Raw genomic sequence first — 16131 nt, forward strand, 5'->3', positions numbered from 1 at the left:
TTGAAGCTTAGACCGGAATGCCACGGTTGTCATCACGTTTAACAGCGGTAACAGCTTTAACAGCACTCACGTGATGTGTGTCACGCTCAGTGCTGCTGGTGTGAAAGGGGTTCACTCCCCCGCGGTGGCCGCGGGCATTGCCCGGGCAGAGTGCCGAGGCGTCGGCGCCCGGGGGCCCTCAGTCTTCGGAGTCGGAGTCCGGGTCAGAACCGGAACCGGTGTCGGTGTCCGTCCCGCCGTCCGTGTCGGGGCCGTCCGCGCCGAACTCGGACTCGTCGACGCCGAGCTCGCGCATCATCTCGGCGAAGTCGGCGTCGGCCTGTGCGTCGCCGGAGGCGGAGTCCGGGCCCGCCGCGCCGTCGCCGGCGGCCTCTGGGCCGAAGTCGGCGTGGAGGTACTCGCGGGCCTGCTCGGGCGGCAGGAAGAAGGCGTACTGGTCGAGCACCTCGGCCTCGGCGCTCAGCCGGGCGTCCACCAGCAGCGAGAGCACCAGCGCGTCGGAGACGCGGGCGTCGAGCCGCTCCCCGCCGTCGAGCACGATGGTCGCCATGAACACGCCCTCGGAGGCGGCGGTGACCACGATGTCGGTCACGCCGGGGCCGGTCTCGGCCAGTGCGTCGGCGAGCAGCTCGTGGGTGCCGGGGCGGCGCGGCGAGTAGCCGGCCGCGCGGGCCTCGAGCGCCGCCGCGGCGACCGGCGAGATCCACACCGGCATGACCCGGGAGGTCTCCGGGTCGCGCAGCACGGCGCAGCAGAAGCCCTCGGGCCCCACCGAGAAGACGCCCTCGAAGGTGATGTCGCGCAGGTCGTCGGCCATGCCGGTCAGAGCTCTTCGCGCAGCGCGTTCTTGATCAGCGCCGCGTCGAGCGAGATCAGCAGGGCGCTGAGCTGCTGCGCGGTCTCCTCCGCGCGCTGGCGCGCCCCCGCCGAGGAGCTGTTGGCCAGGGGCCCCGCGGCCCGCACGATCAGGTCGGCCTGGCGGCGGGCCTGGTTGCGCACGCTGCGCAGGTGGCGGGCGTCGATGCCGAAGCCGTGCAGGGCGTCGGCGGTCGTGACCACGGAGACGTCGTCGGCGGTGAAGAAACCGGCGGCGTCCGGGGTGATCAGCCCCGCGTCGATCAGCGCGGCGACGGTCTCCTCCCCGACGCCGGCCTGCTCGGCGACGTCGGAGTCGGTCAGGCGGGTGGCCACCGGGGCCCGGAAGCTCTCCGGGTCGACGATGGTGGCCGTCTCCCCCGCCGTCAGGATGGCGGTGACCTGACCGGAGTCCATGGCCTCGAGCTGCTCGCGGATGACCTTCAGCGGCAGGTAGTTGTCGCGCTGGGTGACCAGGATGTAGCGCAGGCGCTGCACGTCCTCGGCGGTGAAGCGCCGGTAGCCCGAGGCGGTGCGCTGCGGGGTGACCAGGCCCTCGGACTCGAGGAACCGGATCTTGGAGACCGTCACGTCCGGGAACTCGGCACGCAGCTTCTCCAGCACCACGCCGATCGACATCGTCTTCGACGAGCCGGTACCGGTGGACTTCTTGCGCACTGCCGCGGACTTGGGTGCTGCACTCACTTCGTCGGTCACATCTCTAACTCGGGGGTTTCCAGGGGACCGGGCCGCCCTCGGGGCGACCCGGCGGGTGCGGCGGGTTGACCGCCGCGGCGCCGTCAGTTGTTCGGCGAGGCGAGGAAGACCAGACGGAACTTGCCGATCTGGATCTCGTCGCCGGTGGTCAGCACCTGGGAGTTGCGCGGCTCGCGGTTGACGTAGGTGCCGTTGAGGCTTCCCACGTCGACGACCTCGTAGCCGCCGTCCTCGGTGCGACGGAACTCCGCGTGGCGACGCGAGACGGTCACGTCGTCGAGGAAGATGTCCGACTCCGGGTGGCGACCGGCGCTGGTGGTCTCCTGGTCGAGGAGGAACCGGGCGCCCGCGTTGGGGCCGCGCTTGACCACGAGGAGCCCGGCGCCGGCGGGAAGGTTGTCCGCGCTCGTGGCGGAGGCGTCGGAACCGGCCGACGACTCCATCTCCTTGAGCAGGTCCGCACGGAAGACCGAAGTGGTCTCCACCTGCGGGTCCAGGGACCCCGAGTTGCCGGAGTTCTCGCTCATGTCTCTCAAACCTCCACATCGACGAAGAAATACTGACTACATGATAGCGGTCCGCCGCACTCACCGGAGGCGGTGCGGGGCGCCGCGGGGAGCATTCCGCACCGTCCGCCCAGCTCAACCCGGCGCAATAAACCTGATCAACGGAAGATGTTGCCGATCGAGCCGATCACCGAGCCGTGCGAGGACAACGGGTTATCAGAGACCATATACGTCCACGTCGCCGACGGCCGGACGAGCCCGCCGTCGGCCAGGTGCGCGCCCTCCGCGTCGACGGTGACCTCGCGGAACGTCGTCACCGCCTCGTCGACGGCGCGCTGGGCCAGGTCCTTGAACTCGCGCACCGCGATGCGGTGGTACTCGTCCAGGGGCGTCTCCCGGGCGATCGCGCGCAGGTGGATCGACTCGCGCACGTCGTCCATGAGCGCCAGGTGCTCGGCCCAGGCGTCGTCGAGGTGGTAGAGCATGATCTCCCGGGCGGCGGCCACGAGCGTGTCCTCGTCGAGGTCGGCGAGCTCCGCCGCGCGTTCGGGGGCGCGCTCGGCGAGCTCGCGCCAGGCCTGGTCGGTGTCGAGCAGGCGGTCGCGGCGGCCGTCGATGATCTCGCGCTGGTCGCTGAGCAGCTTGTTGTAGCGCCAGGTCTGCGCGTGGATCTCGAGCAGCTGGCCCTCGGTGACCCGCTGGCAGTGCTCGACGAACTCGCGGACGCGCTTCTCCCCGATCCGGCCGTCCTCGCCCGGGTGCGCCACGACCTTCTCGCCCGCGCCGCCGGCGGCGACGACCTCGTCGTCGAGGGCGACGAAGAAGAGGGTCAGACCCGGGTCGCCCTGGCGGCCGGCGCGGCCGCGCAGCTGGTTGTCCAGGCGGGCGGTCTTGTGCCGCGAGGTGCCCAGCACGGCCAGGCCGCCGCGGTCGACGACGGCGTCGTGGTCGCCCTCGTCGGCGCCGCCGAGGCGGATGTCGGTGCCGCGGCCGGCCATCTGCGTCGAGACGGTCACCCGGCCCAGGTCGCCGGCCTCGGCGATGATGCCGGCCTCCTCGGCGTCGTTCTTCGCGTTGAGCACGTTGACCTCGATGCCGCGCTCGCGCAGCACCTCGGCGAGCTGCTCGGACTCGGCGACGTCGTGGGTGCCCACGAGGACCGGGCGGCCCTCCCCGTGGAGCAGCGCGATCTCCTCGACGATGGCGCGGTTCTTCTCCGCGGCCGTGGCGTAGATGCGGTCGGCCTCGTCGAAGCGGGTCAGCTCCCGGTTGCGCGGGATGACCGAGACGCCCAGCCCGTAGAACTGCCGCAGCTGGTCGGTGGCCTCCACGGCGGTGCCGGTCATGCCGCAGACCATCGGGTAGCGGCCCATGAGCGCCTGGATGGTCATCGTGTCCAGGATCCGGCCGCCCTCGGTGACGTCCAGGCCCTCCTTGGCCTCGACCGCCGCCTGGATGCCGTCGGGCCAGCGCTGCAGGTCCGCCACGCGCCCGCGCGAGGCGTCGACGAGGCGGATCTTGCCGTCGCGCACGATGTAGTCGACGTCGCGGTGCAGCAGCGCCTCCGCGTGCAGGGCGAGGTTGACCTGCACCAGCGTGGAGCCCACGTGCTCGTCGTCGTAGAGCGAGTCGATGCCCAGGGCGCGCTCGACGCGCCCGGCGCCCTCGTCGGTGAGGAAGGCGGTGCGCCCGTCGGCGTCGACGGTGTAGTCGCGCTCGGCGCGCAGGCGGCGGACCACCTCGGTGATCCGGCCGGCCGGGGCGGTGCCCGGGGCGGCGCCGGCGAGCACGAGCGGGACCAGGGCCTCGTCGACGAGCACGGAGTCGGCCTCGTCGACCAGGGCGACGTCCGGGGCGGCCTGGACCTCCTCGGCGCGGTCGGTGACCTGGCGGTCGCGCAGCAGATCGAAGCCGATCTCGTTGACCGGGCCGTAGACGATGTCGCAGGCGTAGGCCGCGCGGCGCTCCTCGGCGGTGGCGTCCTCCCCCACCGAGCCGACGGTCAGCCCGAAGAACTCGACGAGCGGGCGCATCCACTCCGCGTCGCGGCCGGCCAGGTAGTCGTTGACGGTGATCACGTGCACGCGCTTGCCCGTCAGGGCGAAGCCGGTGGCGGCCATCGCGCCGACGAGCGTCTTGCCCTCGCCGGTGGCCATCTGGATGACGTCGCCGGCGACCAGGCGCAGCACCGCCTGCGCCTGCACCGGGAACGGGCGCAGCCCCACGGTGCGCCCGGCGGCGACGCCGAGCGCGGCCAGGAACGTCGGCTCGTCCGCCACGACGGTCTCCCCGCCGCGCTCGCGCAGGGAGTCGCGCGCGGCGGTGACCACCGCGGCGTCGTCAAGCGCCTCGATGTCCCGGGCGCGCTCCCCGGCCTTGCCGACGGTCGCCCGGCCGCGCCTGCGGTCGCGGCCGCCGCTCGCGCCCATCGCGCGCCAGAACCAGTCGAATGCTGCCACCGTGGAACCTCCCGGTCGTGGACCTGTCTTCCCGCCCAGCCTAACCACACCCCCGGATCAACCCGCACTTCGGCTTAAGACCAGGCGTTTTCATTTGAGCGGGGTCGTGATGTATTCTGGGGCAGTTGCGAACGCCGGGTGACCGGGTTCGCGGCGGCGGACTGTGGCGCAGTTTGGTAGCGCACTACACTGGGGGTGTAGGGGTCGCAGGTTCAAATCCTGTCAGTCCGACCAACCGGCGGGCCGGCGCGAGAGCGTCGGCCCGCTTTTCGCGTGCCTGAGGGCCGGTAGACTTCTGCCATGACCGACAACGAGCAGAAGAACGCACAGAACACCGTCGACCTCCCCGGGCCCGTCGTGGACGCGGCGTGGCTGACCGCCCACCTCGACGACGTGGTCGTCGTCGACGTGTCCACCGTGCCCGGGGGCACCCCCACCGGCCGCGAGGTCTACGAGTCCGGGCACATCCCCGGCGCCGTGCACGCCGACCTGGCCGGCGCCTTCTCGCGCACCGACACCGACCTGCCGTTCATGGCGCTCGACAGCGCCGACTTCGCCGTGCAGGCCGGCACCCTGGGCATCGGCGACGGCGACACCGTGGTCGTCTACGACCAGGGTCCGACGCTGTGGGCCGCGCGCCTGTGGTGGAACCTGCGCCTCGAGGGCCACGACGCCGTCGCCGTCCTCGACGGCGGGCTGCCCGCCTGGAAGCAGGCCGGCGGACTGGTCGCCTCCGGCTTCGAGAGCCGCGAGCCGGCCGAGTTCACCGCGAAGCGCCGCCCGGGGCTGATCGCATCGACCCCCGAGGTCGACGCGGCGGCCGAGGACGACGCGGTGGTGCTCGTCGACGCGCTGAGCCCGCGGGAGTACGCCGGGGCCGGGCACATCCCCGGTGCGGTGAACCTGCCGGCGATGAGCGGCTACCGCCGCGAGGACGCCGAGGCCTGCGGCGCGCTGGACCCCGGCAAGCGCACGATCACCTACTGCCACGGCGGGATCACCGCCGCGTTGGACGCGCTGCGCCTGGCCGAGCTGGGGCGCGACGACGTCGCGGTCTACGACGGTTCGCTGGCCGAGTGGCTGGCGGCCAACCCGAAGAACTCCAGGACCCGGTAGGAGGCGAAACCCGCCGGCGCGGGCGAACCCGCGTCCGAGGCCGAACCCGTCCAGGCGTGACGGCCGCCCTCGACGCGGTAGAGCTCGGCCGGCACCGGGCACTCCGGGCGGAAGGAGTGCGTGATCCCCGGGGCGGCCTCCTCCTCGCGCGGCGCACCCCCGCAGCCGTTGAGTCGGGCGCGCTCCGCGACGACCTCGGCGGCCGGCCGGTAGTGCGCGCCGTGGCGCTCTCCCCCGCCGTAGGACATCGTCTCGTCGGCGGTGCCGTGGATGTCGAGCAGGCCGACGGGCCGGTCGGCGCAGTCGGCGAAGACACCGTCGTAGTAGGCGCCCGAGACGACGGCCACGCGCCCGAAGACCTCCGGGGCGCGGCAGGCCAGCAGGGCCGTGAAGCCGCCGCCGTTGGAGAACCCGGTGGCGTAGACGCGGTCGCGGTCCACCGGGTAGGTCGCCGCGAGCCCGGAGAGCAGCCCGCGCACGTAGGCCACGTCGGCGTCGGTGGCCCCGGCCGGCGAGTAGGGCGCGCCCTGCCAGGAGGCCAGTCCCGCCGAGGACGGCAGGCCGGTGCCGTAGACGACGATGGCGTCTGTGCCGTCGAAGCCGGTGTAGTCCCGGGCCTTCTCTGCGGACTCGCCGAAGCCGTGGAAGACGAAGACGACCGGGAAGCCGTCGGCCGGCGCGGGCGCGTCCGGCACGTGGACCAGCGCGCTGCGGTCCCAGCCGGCCGCGGTGAGTTGCACCCGTTCCGTCGCGCCCGGGGCGGTCCCGGCCAGCGGGGCGGCGTCCGCGCGGATGAAGGAGTCTGCGTGGCCCTGGACGCGGGCGTGCTCGGGCGGCTGGGCCGGCTGCGTCGGTTGCACCTGCTGCGTCTGGCCGTGGTTGCTTTCCGACGGCGCGAGAAACGAGCCCGTGAGCAGTGCACCCGTGGCCAGCCCCGCCAGCGCCACGCGCACCGCGAGCGTGCGGTCGAGGCCGCTCATGTCCCTCATGCGCGCCCCCGGCTCCAGGCCTGCCACAGGCGGGCGTACGCCCCGCCGGCGGCGACGAGCTCTGCGTGCGGGCCGGACTCGACGACGCGGCCCGAGTCCATGACCAGCACGCGGTCGGCGCGGGCGGCCTGGTCGAGGCGGTGGGCGATGACCACGGCCGAGCGCTCCCGGGTGACCTCGGCGGCCGCGGCCTCCAGGGTCTCCGCCCCGGCGGAGCCGGCCTCGGCGGTGGCCTCGTCCATGAGGACGATCTCGGGGTCGAGCAGGAGCACGCGGGCCAGGGCCAGCTGCTGGGCCGCGACGGGGTCGAGCTGCTCGCCGCGGGCGCCGACCTCGGTGTCCAGGCCGTCGGGCAGGTCGTGGTACCAGCGCGCGCCGACGCGGGCGAGCACGTCCTCGAGCGCGGCGTCGTCGGCGTCGGGGCGGGCCAGCGTGAGGTCGTCGCGCAGGGTGCCGGAGAAGACGTGGACGTCCTGGCTGATCAGGGCCAGGCGGCGCACGCGCTCGGCGTCCGAGAGGTCGGCGACGTCGACGCCGTCGATGAGGGCGCGACCGGAGTCCGGCACGCGCAGGCCGGCCAGCAGGGCGGCCACCGTGGTCTTGCCGGCGCCCGAGGCGCCGACCACGGCGAGGGTCTCCCCCGCCGCCAGCTCCAGGGAGACGTCGCGCACGGCCGGCTCCCCGGTGCCCGGGTAGGTGAAGGTGACGTCCTCCAGGCGGGCGGAGCCGCCGCGCACGGGCGCGCCGGAGTCGGCGACGGGCTCGGGTGCCTCGACGACGACGCCGACGATGCGGGCCAGCGAGGCGTAGGCGGACTGGACGGTGTCGAGCACGCGCATGAACATCAGCAGCGGCCCGCGCAGGCGCACCAGCATCAGCACCGCGGCCGTGACGGCCCCGACGCTGAGCACGTCCGTGCGCGCGAGGTGGAAGCCGACGGTCAGGGCGGTGGCCAGGAGCAGGAACTCGCAGAAGGTCACCCAGGTCTGCAGCGTGAGCATCGTGGTGCGCGCGCTCAGGCCGGTCTCGACGACGCGGGCGCTGGCCGCCCCGATGCGCCCGTGGACGCGGTCCTCGGTGCCGTAGGCGCGCACGGTCTCGCGGCCGTGGATGGCCTCGAGCACCCGACGGGCGCGGTCGGCCATGCTCGCCCGCTCCTCGGCGTAGCGCCGCGGGGCACGCGCCAGGTAGCGCCGCCCGGCGATCCAGTAGAACGGCAGGGCGACCAGGGGCACGAGCAGGAACTGCCAGTCCAGGCCGGCGAGGGCCACCACGGTCGCGCCGATCATGAACACCGAGCGCGAGAGGATCGGCACCGTCTCGCTGACGGCCGCCGAGAGCTCGGCGACGTCGTCGGTCGAGCGGCTGACCAGGTCGCCGGAGCCGGCGGCCTCGACCTCGTGGACCGGCAGGCCGAGGGCGGTGCCGACCATGCGCCCGCGCAGCGCGGCGATGACGCGCTCGACCTCGCGGGAGACCAGGAAGAACCCGCCGGCCTGCAGCACGGCGGCCACGACCGCGGCCACGGCCAGCCACAGTGCGACGCGCACGAGCCCGCCGGCGCCGTCGCCGGCGGTGACGATGTCGACGACCTCGCCGAGCAGCCGCGGCACGGCGACGTTGGCCCCGGCGCCGGCGGCGAGCAGCAGCACGGCGAGAAGGCCGCGGCGGCGCGCGCCGGGCAGGGCGCGCAGCCGGGCGGCGACCTCGGCGCGCACCTGGGCCCAGGTGGCCAGCGGGAAGCGCGCGCTCACAGCTCGATCTCCCCGAGGGTGCGGTCGGCCACGGCCCGCCAGGCCGGCGAGTCGGTGACCACAACGGTGCTGCGGCCGGCGCGGGCGCGGGCGACGGCGGCGACGATGAGCTGCTCGGTCACCGAGTCCACGGCCGTGGTCGGGTCCTGCAGGATCAGCTGGTCGGCGCCGGTGGCCAGGGCGCGCGCGAGCGCGACGCGCTGGCGCTGCCCGCCGGACAGGGCCCGCCCGCCCTCGCCGACCTCGCGGCCGGCCCCGCCGGGGATGTCGGTCGCGCAGGCGGCCTCGAGCGCGGCGTCGGCGCGCTGGGGGTCGGGGTGGACGTTCACGCCGACGGTGCCCTCGAAGAGGCGGGCGGCGTGCGGGGCGACGACGACCGCGGCGGGCAGCGTCGCCAATGTCTCCAGCTCGGGGGCGGTGCGCACGACGGTGAGTCCCTCAGGCAGCCGCACGGCGTCGGTGCGCCGCTCGCCGTGGGCGGGCGGGGCGGTGAGCACCTCGACGATGCGCTGGGCGGAGGCCTGCGCGGTGGCCCAGTGGGAGGCGAGGTTGCGGCCCAGCATCGTCATCGGGTGGATGATGAACTGGGTCAGCCCGATCAGGGTGATCAGCTCGCCGACGCTGAGCCGGCCCGTGGTCCCGAGCCAGCCGGCGGCCAGGGCCACGCCGATGACGTAGCAGGAGCCGACGACCTCGGTGCGCACGTTGAGCCCGGCACGCGCCGCGTCCGCGGCGACGGTCGCGCGGTAGGCCCTGGCGGAGGCCCCGGCGTAGCGGTCGTCGACGACGTGCACGGCGCCCAGCCCCTTGAGCGTGCGCAGGCCCTCCACGACGTCGGCGGCGAGCCCCGCGGCCTTCGCCAGGGCGCGCTGGCGCTCGCGGGAGCGGCGCTTGAGCGGCCGGGCGGCGCGCAGCGAGACGGCGACGATCAGCGGGCCGCCGACGAGGATCGCCAGGCCCAGCGGCGGGGAGATCAGCGCCATGGCGACGGCGACGTAGAGCACGGAGACGACCTCGGCGACCGGGAAGACGGTCATCATCACCACGTCGGCCACGCGCTGGGTGTCGGTGGAGGCCACCGAGAGCAGCGCGCCCGGGGTGCGCCGGCGCCCGCCGACCCCGCGCGGGTCCATGATGCGGTCGGTGACGGCCATGCGCAGGTCGTGGCCGACGAGCATGCGCGAGTAGGTCAAGAGCCAGCGCCCGGCGTAGCCGGCGGCGGCGTTGAGGGCGAAGACGCCGGCGAGCACGCCCAGCCAGGTCACAAGCGCCCGGGTCGACCCGGTGGCCACGGCGGCGTCGACGGCGCGGCCGAGGATGACGGGGGTCAGCCCGTTGCAGACGAAGACCACGGACATCAGGGCCGCGGAGAGGAAGGACCAGGGCCGCTGCGAGATCGCGGTCTTGATCAGCCAGCGCCGGTCCGTCGGAGCCGGCAGCTTCGAGGGGCGCGGCCGCGGTCCCGGGATGGTCGGGACGGGGTTCACGGCGGCGGTCACGACCATTCATCGTAGACAACGTGGGCGGGCGGCGCGCTAGAGTGTCTCCCGCCATGACCCAGCCGCCCGCAGACCACTACCCCGCCTACCGCCCGCCGTCGACGGTCAACGCGCCGCGTTTCCGCGACGCCGGCCACCGCGCGGCGTCAGCACGCGCCTTCCGCGCCGGCGCCCGCGCCTACGACGACGCCCGCCCCGGCTACCCGCCGGAGGTCGCCGCGCTTCTCGACGGCTGCGCCCGCGTGGCCGACGTCGGCGCCGGCACCGGCAAGCTGACGGCGGCCCTGATGGCCGCGGGCCGCGAGGTCTGGGCGGTCGAACCCGCCGCCGACATGGCGCGCACCCTGGCCGAGCGCGTCGACGTGCCCGTCTGGCGTGCCACGGCCGAGGCGACGGCGCTCGCCGACGCCGCGGTGGACGCCGTCGCCTGCGCGCAGACGTGGCACTGGGTGGACGTGGCCGCCGCCTGTGCGGAGCTGGACCGGGTGGTGCGCCCCGGCGGACGCGTGGTGCTGGCGTGGAACACGCTGGACGTCGCGGACCCGTGGGTGCTGCGTCTCGCGCGCATCATGCACTCCGGCGACGTGCTCGCCGAGGGCTTCACCCCGGAGGTGCACGCGCCGTGGCGGATCACGCGGCGCTGGACGGGACGCTGGCGCGACCGGCTGGACACCGACGGCGTCTTCGCGCTGACGGCGACGCGCTCCTACTGGCTGCGCAACGGGGAGAAGGTGCGCGAGCGGGTGCGCGGCAACCTGGAGTGGTACCTCTTCGAGCACACCGGGATGCACCCGGGCGACCCGGTGGAGCTGCCCTACCGCACCGACGCCTTCGTCCTCGAGCGGGCCTAGGCGCGGGCGCGGGACTGGCGCCAGGCGCGCCAGAAGACGACGGCCAACAGGGCCAGGGTCACCCAGAGCAGGTAGCGGTTGACCACCTGGACGACGTCGAGGACCTCGTCGCCGAAGGTGTACCCGAGCCACATCATGATCCCGTTGACCAGGGCGACGCTCGCGGCGTTGAGCGCGAGCATGGCGCTCAGCGAGACGCCGAGGAGGCCCAGTACGGCGTTGACGACGTTGTTGGGCACGGGCCCGGGCGCGTAGCCCAGCGGCACGAGCCCGGAGGTGACCAGGGTGGCCTTGCGGGAGCGCGAGCCGAGCGCGCGCAGGATGAGCCTGCGCATGCGCGGCATGTACCGCACGGACATCTCGATGAAGTCCATGCCCCAGCGTCGGCCCATGCACCAGTAGAGCGGCATGAACTTCACCGCGCCGAACACGGTGCACAAGAGGTAGACCCACCACACGCCGTTGCCCACCGAGGCGTTGGCCCCGGAGACGACGGCCGAGGTGTAGCCGCCGACCAGCAGGGTGTAGGCCAGCGGGTGCGAGAGCAGGTAGGCGCGCAGCGGGATCATGGCGAACCCGTAGATGACGACGGCGAAGAGCCCGACGAAGAGCCAGATGTCGACCTTGTCGGGCTTCTCGAGGAACCGTGGCAGTTCGGGTTGCTCAGTCACGGCGACTCACTCTACCGCCCCGCGGCGGCCCGGCGGCGCAGACGCCGCCCGGTCACCGTCGTCGGCGCCGCCCGGTCACCGGCGTTGGCGGCGTTCGCGCACGCGGACGGCCACGCGCACCGGGGTGCCGTGGAAGCCGAACTCCTCGCGGAACTTGCGCTCCAGGTAGCGCCGGTAGCCGGCGTCGAGGAAGCCGGTGGTGAACAGCACGACCGTCGGCGGGCGGGTGCCGGCCTGCGTGGCGAAGAGGACGCGCGGCAGGCGGTTGTTCTTCATCGGCGGCGGGTTCTGCGCGATGGTCTCGCGCAGCCAGTTGTTCAGCCGTCCGGTGGAGACGCGCTGGTCCCAGCTCTCCAGGGCCTCGAGCATGGCGGGCTCGAGCTTCTGCAGGGCGCGTCCGGTCCGAGCGGAGATGTTGACCCGGGTCACCCACGGCAGGTGGGCGAGCTGCAGGTCGATCTCGCGCTCGAGCTCGGTGCGGCGGTCCTCGTCGACGAGGTCCCACTTGTTGAAGGCGAGCACGAGAGCCTTGCCGGCGTCGACGACAGAGCTCAGGATGCGCTGGTCCTGCTCGGTGACCGGCTCGGAGGCGTCGATGAGCATGACGCAGACCTCGGCGGCCTCGATCGCGTTCTGCGTGCGCAGGGAGGCGTAGTACTCGTGGCCGCGGGCCTGTTTGACCTTGCGGCGCAGCCCCGCGGTGTCGACGAAGCGCCACAGCTTCTTGTCCAGCTGCACCAGGGAGTCGACGGGGTCGACGGTGGTGCCGGCGACGTTGTCGACGACGCTGCGCTCCTCGCTGGCCATCTTGTTGAGCAGCGAGGACTTGCCCACGTTCGGCCGGCCGACCAGGGCCACGCGGCGCGGGCCGGAGACCACGGAGGTCTCGCGCGGGTGCTCCGGGAAGGCCTTGAGCACCTCGTCGAGGACGTCGGCGCCGCCGCGGCCGTGCAGGGCCGAGACGGGCCAGGGGTCGCCGAGGCCGAGCGAGTAGAGCTCGGCGACGTCGCCGAGCTGCATCGGCGAGTCGACCTTGTTGGCCACGAGGATGACGGGCACCTCGGAGCGCTGCAGCTTGCGGGCCATGACCTCGTCGGTCTCGGTGATGCCGACCTTGGCGTCGACCACGACGACGATGACGTCGGCGGTGGCCATCGCGCTCTCGGCCTGGCGGGCGATGGCGGCGTGGATGCCCTTGACGTTGGGGTCCCAGCCGCCGGTGTCCTGCACCCAGAAGCGGCGCCCGGTCCACTCGGCCAGGTACTTCACGCGGTCGCGGGTGACACCGGGGGTGTCCTCGACGACGGCCTCGCGCCGACCGAGGAAGCGGTTGACCAGGGAGGACTTGCCCACGTTCGGCCGGCCCACCACCGCGACGGTGCACAGGGCCTCCTCCTCGTGGTGCTGCACGCCGAAGGCGTCCTCGACGCCCTCCCAGTCGGTGCCGGCCAGCTGCTCGGCGTCGGCGGCGGAGAGGTCGAAGTCGTCGGCGCCGTAGGCGGCGGCGTCGTCGAAGCCCGCCTGGATGAACTCGGTCTCGGCGGCGTCGGCCGGCGCGGCGTCGTCAATCCCCTCGCCCGCGGAGGCGGCGACGATCTCCGTGAGGCGGTCGAGCACCTCGTCGGGCGTCAGCTCGGAGGTGTCGACGATGACGGCGTCGTCGGCCGGGCGCAGCGGGGAGGTCTCGCGCGAGGAGTCGGCGGCGTCGCGGCGCTGGACGTCGGCGAGCACGGCGTCGAAGTCGGCCTCGCGACCGGCGGCGACGTCCTGGTCGTACCGGCGCTGCGCGCGCACCTCGGGGGCGGCGGTGAGATACACCTTCGCCGGGGCGTCGGCGAGCACGACGGTGCCGATGTCGCGGCCCTCCACGACGGCGCGGTGGGCGCGCTCGGCGAGCTCGCGCTGCAGGGCGACGAGGTTCTCGCGCACCTGCGGGATCGCGGAGACCGCGGAGACGTGGGCGGTGACCTCGGGGCCGCGGATCTCGCCGGAGACGTCCTCGCCGGCCAGCCACACGGCGGTCGACTGCGGGTCGTCGCTGACGTCGAGGCGCAGCCGCGCGGTCTCGGCGATGACGGCCCCGGTGTCGGCCGGGTCGACGCCGGCGCGCAGCACGGCGAGCGTGGCGACGCGGTACATCGCGCCGGTGTCGACGTACTTGGCGTCGAGGCGCTCGGCCAGGGCCCGGCAGGTGGTCGACTTGCCGGTGCCGGAGGGCCCGTCGACGGCGAGGATCAGGCCGTCGTCGGGCATGTTGGAGTAGCGCTCGGTCACAGTCCCACCGCCTTGTAGAGGCTCGTCAGTTCGGCGCGGTTGAGCGCGCGCAGGATGCCGGGGCGCTGCTCGCCGAGCGCCACGGTGTGGATCTTGGTGCGCACGAGGCGCTGGACCGGGTAGCCCAGGGCCTTGAGCAGGCGGCGCACGACGTGCTTGCGGCCCTCGTGCAGCTCGACGCGGACGAGCGACTCGCCGTTGTAGGTGTCGATGATCTGCGCGGAGTCGGCCTTGACGGGGCCGTCGTCGAGCTCGACGCCCTCGCACAGGGCGCGCACGAGCTCGCGGTCGGCCTCGCCGAGCACCGTGGCCACGTAGGTCTTGGAGACCTCGTAGCGCGGGTGGGTCAGGCGGTTGGCCAGCTCGCCGTCGTTGGTGAGCATGATCAGGCCCTCGGTGTCGGCGTCGAGGCGGCCGACGTGGAAGAGGCGCTGACCGGCGGCGGTCTGCTCGGCGACGAAGTCGCCCACGCAGGGCCGGCCCATGTCGTCGGACATGGTGGAGTGGACGCCGCGGGGCTTGTTGAGCACGAAGTAGCGCAGCGACTGGTCGGTCTGCACGCGCACCCCGTCGACGCGGATGACGTCGGTCTCGGGGTTGACGCGCACGCCCTGCCGGGTCACGGTCTTGCCGTTGACCTCGACGCGGCCGGCGTCGATGAGCTGCTCGGAGTGGCGGCGCGAGGCGACGCCGGCGCGGGCGAGCACCTTCTGCAGGCGCTCGCCGTCGGTGCGCGACCCGGAGGCCTCGGCCAGGGCGGCGCGCAGCTCCTCGTCGCTGAGGTGCTGGTGGCGCGCGGGCCGGGCGTTGGATACCTGCGGAGTGCCGTCTCGGCTTGCGGGTGGTGTCACGGGTTGAACATCCTTATTCACTACGGGTTTCTGACGCGCCCGATCGTACCCCGCGCGCACCCCGGAGACCCCATCCGCTCGGCCCGCACGCGCGTGCGGGCGCGGCGAGGCTCAGTCGCCGCGGGAGGCGGCGTCGAAGGCGTCGAGCTCGTCGATGTCGTCGATGTCCGGCAGCAGCGGGGCCAGGTCCGGCAGCGCGTCGAGGGAGTCGACGCCGAGCAGCTCGAGGAAGAGCTCAGTGGTCGCGTAGCGGTGCGCGCCGGTGGCCGGGTCCGCCTCGACCTCGCGGATCAGCCCGCGCAGGGCCAGGGTGCGCATGACGCCGTCGACGTTCACGCCGCGCACGGCGGCGACCTGGCGGCGGGTGACCGGCTGGCGGTAGGCGACCACGGCGAGGGTCTCCAGCGCGGCGCGCGAGAGCCGGGTCTGCGAGCCGTCCAGGAGGAAGGCCTCGACGGCCGGGGCGTTGTCACGGCGGCTGACCAGGCGGTGGCCCTCAGGCGTGCTCGCCAGCTCGAAGCCGAGCCCGCGGGCCTCGTACTCGGCGCGCATCTCCGCCAGCGCGGCGGCGACGTCGGTCTCCTCGGCGGCCAGGGCGGAGGCCAGCGCGGCGGTGGTCACCGGCTGGTCGACGACGAGCAGCACCGACTCGATGCGCGAGCGGAGCTGGCCGACCGGTTCAGGCGCGCCCATGCCCGGCCTCTCCCCCGTCGCCGGTGACCGCCGGGAACTCCGCCGGGTCGTTGTCCACGTGGCCCCACTCCGTCCAGGAGCCCTCGTAGACCTCGACGTCGCCGTACCCGGCCAGCGTGGCGGCGAGCGCGCCGACGCAGGCGGTGACGCCGGAGCCGCAGACGAAGGTCGCCGCGCCCGCCGGGCCCAGCACGGTCTCGAGGAGCTCGCGCATCTCGTCGACGTCGCGGTAGCGCCCGTCCGCGGTGCGGAACTCCGTGTGGGGCAGGTTGACCGCGCCGGGCATGTGGCCGGGGCGGACGTTCTCGCGCGGCTCGGGCTCGGCGCCCGCGAACCGGGCCGCCGAGCGCACGTCCACCACGTGGCGGTTCCCCAGGGCGAGCGCCTCGCGCACGCCGTCGGCGTCGGTGAGCAGCTCCCAGGACGGCGCCGCGGTGATCTGCCCCGGGGTCGCCTCGGCGGCCGACCTCGGCTCGGCGAGCGGACGGTCGGCCGCGCGCCAGGCGGCGAGCCCGCCGTCGAGGACGGCGACGTTGCGCAGGCCGGCCACCCGGGCGAGCCACCAGACGCGCGGCGCCACGGGCGTCTCGGAGTCGTCGTAGACCACCACCGGCGTCTTGTCGCTGATGCCGTAGGCCTCGAAGACGCGCGCCGGGTCGGCGGGCACCGTGTTCGGCAGCGGGTGGGTGCGGTCGGAGAAGTCCGCGTCGAGGTCCGCCACGAAGGAGCCGGGGATCGCCTCGGTGGGGCGACCGCCGCCCATCGTCGCGAAGAGCAGGACCGCGCGGCGGCGGACCGAGGACAACTGGTCGACGTCGATGATGGCAGCCATGGGCCGGATTATACGGCCGCCGCGGCCACCCCCGGGTCGGGCCAGGCCGCGCCGGTCCGCCGCG

14 protein-coding genes and 1 tRNA gene are annotated in these 16131 nt (G+C 73.9%); 3 read left to right on the forward strand and 12 right to left on the reverse strand.

Annotation, left to right across the window (positions count from 1 at the left end; all coding sequences use genetic code 11):
• Positions 1-178 precede the first annotated feature (178 nt).
• From CFRA_RS05955 to secA2, 4 genes are all read right to left on the reverse strand, one after another.
• Positions 179-817 carry a bifunctional nuclease family protein gene (locus CFRA_RS05955; RefSeq protein ID WP_075663869.1) on the reverse strand — a complete coding sequence of 213 codons (639 nt, stop codon included), beginning with the start codon at positions 815-817 and terminating at the stop codon, positions 179-181.
• Between the two features lie 5 nt (positions 818-822).
• Entirely contained in the window at positions 823-1560 is a 738-nt protein-coding gene (gene ftsR / locus CFRA_RS05960; RefSeq protein ID WP_075663870.1) for a transcriptional regulator FtsR, read from the reverse strand.
• Between the two features lie 95 nt (positions 1561-1655).
• Positions 1656-2099: an oxoglutarate dehydrogenase inhibitor Odhl gene (gene odhI / locus CFRA_RS05965; RefSeq protein ID WP_075663871.1), complete on the reverse strand. Its 444-nt coding sequence runs from the start codon at positions 2097-2099 to the stop codon at positions 1656-1658.
• Between the two features lie 137 nt (positions 2100-2236).
• Positions 2237-4537, reverse strand: coding sequence for an accessory Sec system translocase SecA2 (secA2, locus tag CFRA_RS05970; RefSeq protein WP_075663872.1), 2301 nt, complete (start codon positions 4535-4537; stop codon positions 2237-2239).
• A 157-nt stretch (positions 4538-4694) separates the two neighbouring features.
• On the opposite strand from secA2, the gene CFRA_RS05975 reads away from it, so the two are divergent.
• Together CFRA_RS05975 and CFRA_RS05980 are read left to right on the forward strand one after the other, a co-directional pair.
• Positions 4695-4771: transfer RNA gene (locus tag CFRA_RS05975), tRNA-Pro, on the forward strand.
• 66 nt (positions 4772-4837) lie between these two features.
• Positions 4838-5653, forward strand: a complete 816-nt coding sequence (locus CFRA_RS05980; RefSeq protein WP_075663873.1) for a sulfurtransferase — start codon at positions 4838-4840, stop codon at positions 5651-5653.
• Here CFRA_RS05980 and CFRA_RS05985 read toward each other — a convergent pair.
• Genes CFRA_RS05985 through CFRA_RS05995 form a run of 3 tightly spaced genes read right to left on the reverse strand, consistent with a single transcriptional unit; the run spans position 5593 to position 9895 of the window.
• Positions 5593-6633: a CE1 family esterase gene (locus CFRA_RS05985; RefSeq protein WP_083666874.1), complete on the reverse strand. Its 1041-nt coding sequence runs from the start codon at positions 6631-6633 to the stop codon at positions 5593-5595. The genes CFRA_RS05980 and CFRA_RS05985 overlap by 61 nt on opposite strands.
• 5 nt (positions 6634-6638) lie before the next feature.
• Positions 6639-8396 carry an ABC transporter ATP-binding protein gene (locus tag CFRA_RS05990; protein WP_075663874.1) on the reverse strand — a complete coding sequence of 586 codons (1758 nt, stop codon included), beginning with the start codon at positions 8394-8396 and terminating at the stop codon, positions 6639-6641.
• Positions 8393-9895: an ABC transporter transmembrane domain-containing protein gene (locus CFRA_RS05995; RefSeq protein ID WP_245797495.1), complete on the reverse strand. Its 1503-nt coding sequence runs from the start codon at positions 9893-9895 to the stop codon at positions 8393-8395. Before CFRA_RS05995 ends, CFRA_RS05990 begins: the two co-directional genes overlap by 4 nt.
• 53 nt (positions 9896-9948) lie before the next feature.
• Here CFRA_RS05995 and CFRA_RS06000 point away from each other — a divergent pair, with 53 nt between their 5' ends.
• Positions 9949-10746, forward strand: coding sequence for a class I SAM-dependent methyltransferase (locus tag CFRA_RS06000; RefSeq protein ID WP_075663876.1), 798 nt, complete (start codon positions 9949-9951; stop codon positions 10744-10746).
• Here the strand turns inward: CFRA_RS06000 and CFRA_RS06005 are convergent.
• The 5 genes from CFRA_RS06005 to CFRA_RS06025 all read right to left on the reverse strand — a co-directional run bounded on the left by CFRA_RS06005 (position 10743) and on the right by CFRA_RS06025 (position 16067).
• A complete protein-coding gene (locus CFRA_RS06005) occupies positions 10743-11417 on the reverse strand; it encodes a hypothetical protein (RefSeq protein WP_075663877.1) in 675 nt (224 codons plus the stop codon). The two genes, CFRA_RS06000 and CFRA_RS06005, sit on opposite strands and share 4 nt — an antisense overlap.
• Positions 11418-11492: 75 nt before the next feature.
• On the reverse strand, positions 11493-13670 hold the full coding sequence (gene der / locus CFRA_RS06010) for a bifunctional cytidylate kinase/GTPase Der (RefSeq protein WP_075664914.1): 2178 nt from the start codon (positions 13668-13670) through the stop codon (positions 11493-11495).
• Between the two features lie 17 nt (positions 13671-13687).
• Positions 13688-14542: a pseudouridine synthase gene (locus CFRA_RS06015; RefSeq protein WP_075663878.1), complete on the reverse strand. Its 855-nt coding sequence runs from the start codon at positions 14540-14542 to the stop codon at positions 13688-13690.
• A gap of 111 nt (positions 14543-14653) precedes the next feature.
• Positions 14654-15235 (reverse strand): SMC-Scp complex subunit ScpB, encoded by a 582-nt coding sequence (gene scpB / locus CFRA_RS06020; protein ID WP_075663879.1) that lies wholly within the window; start codon positions 15233-15235, stop codon positions 14654-14656.
• Complete coding sequence (locus CFRA_RS06025) at positions 15222-16067, reverse strand: sulfurtransferase (protein WP_075663880.1); 846 nt, start codon at positions 16065-16067, stop codon at positions 15222-15224. Before CFRA_RS06025 ends, scpB begins: the two co-directional genes overlap by 14 nt.
• Positions 16068-16131: the final 64 nt, after the last annotated feature.

Origin of the sequence: Corynebacterium frankenforstense DSM 45800, from assembly GCF_001941485.1 — a bacterium.
Taxonomy (GTDB): domain Bacteria; phylum Actinomycetota; class Actinomycetes; order Mycobacteriales; family Mycobacteriaceae; genus Corynebacterium; species Corynebacterium frankenforstense.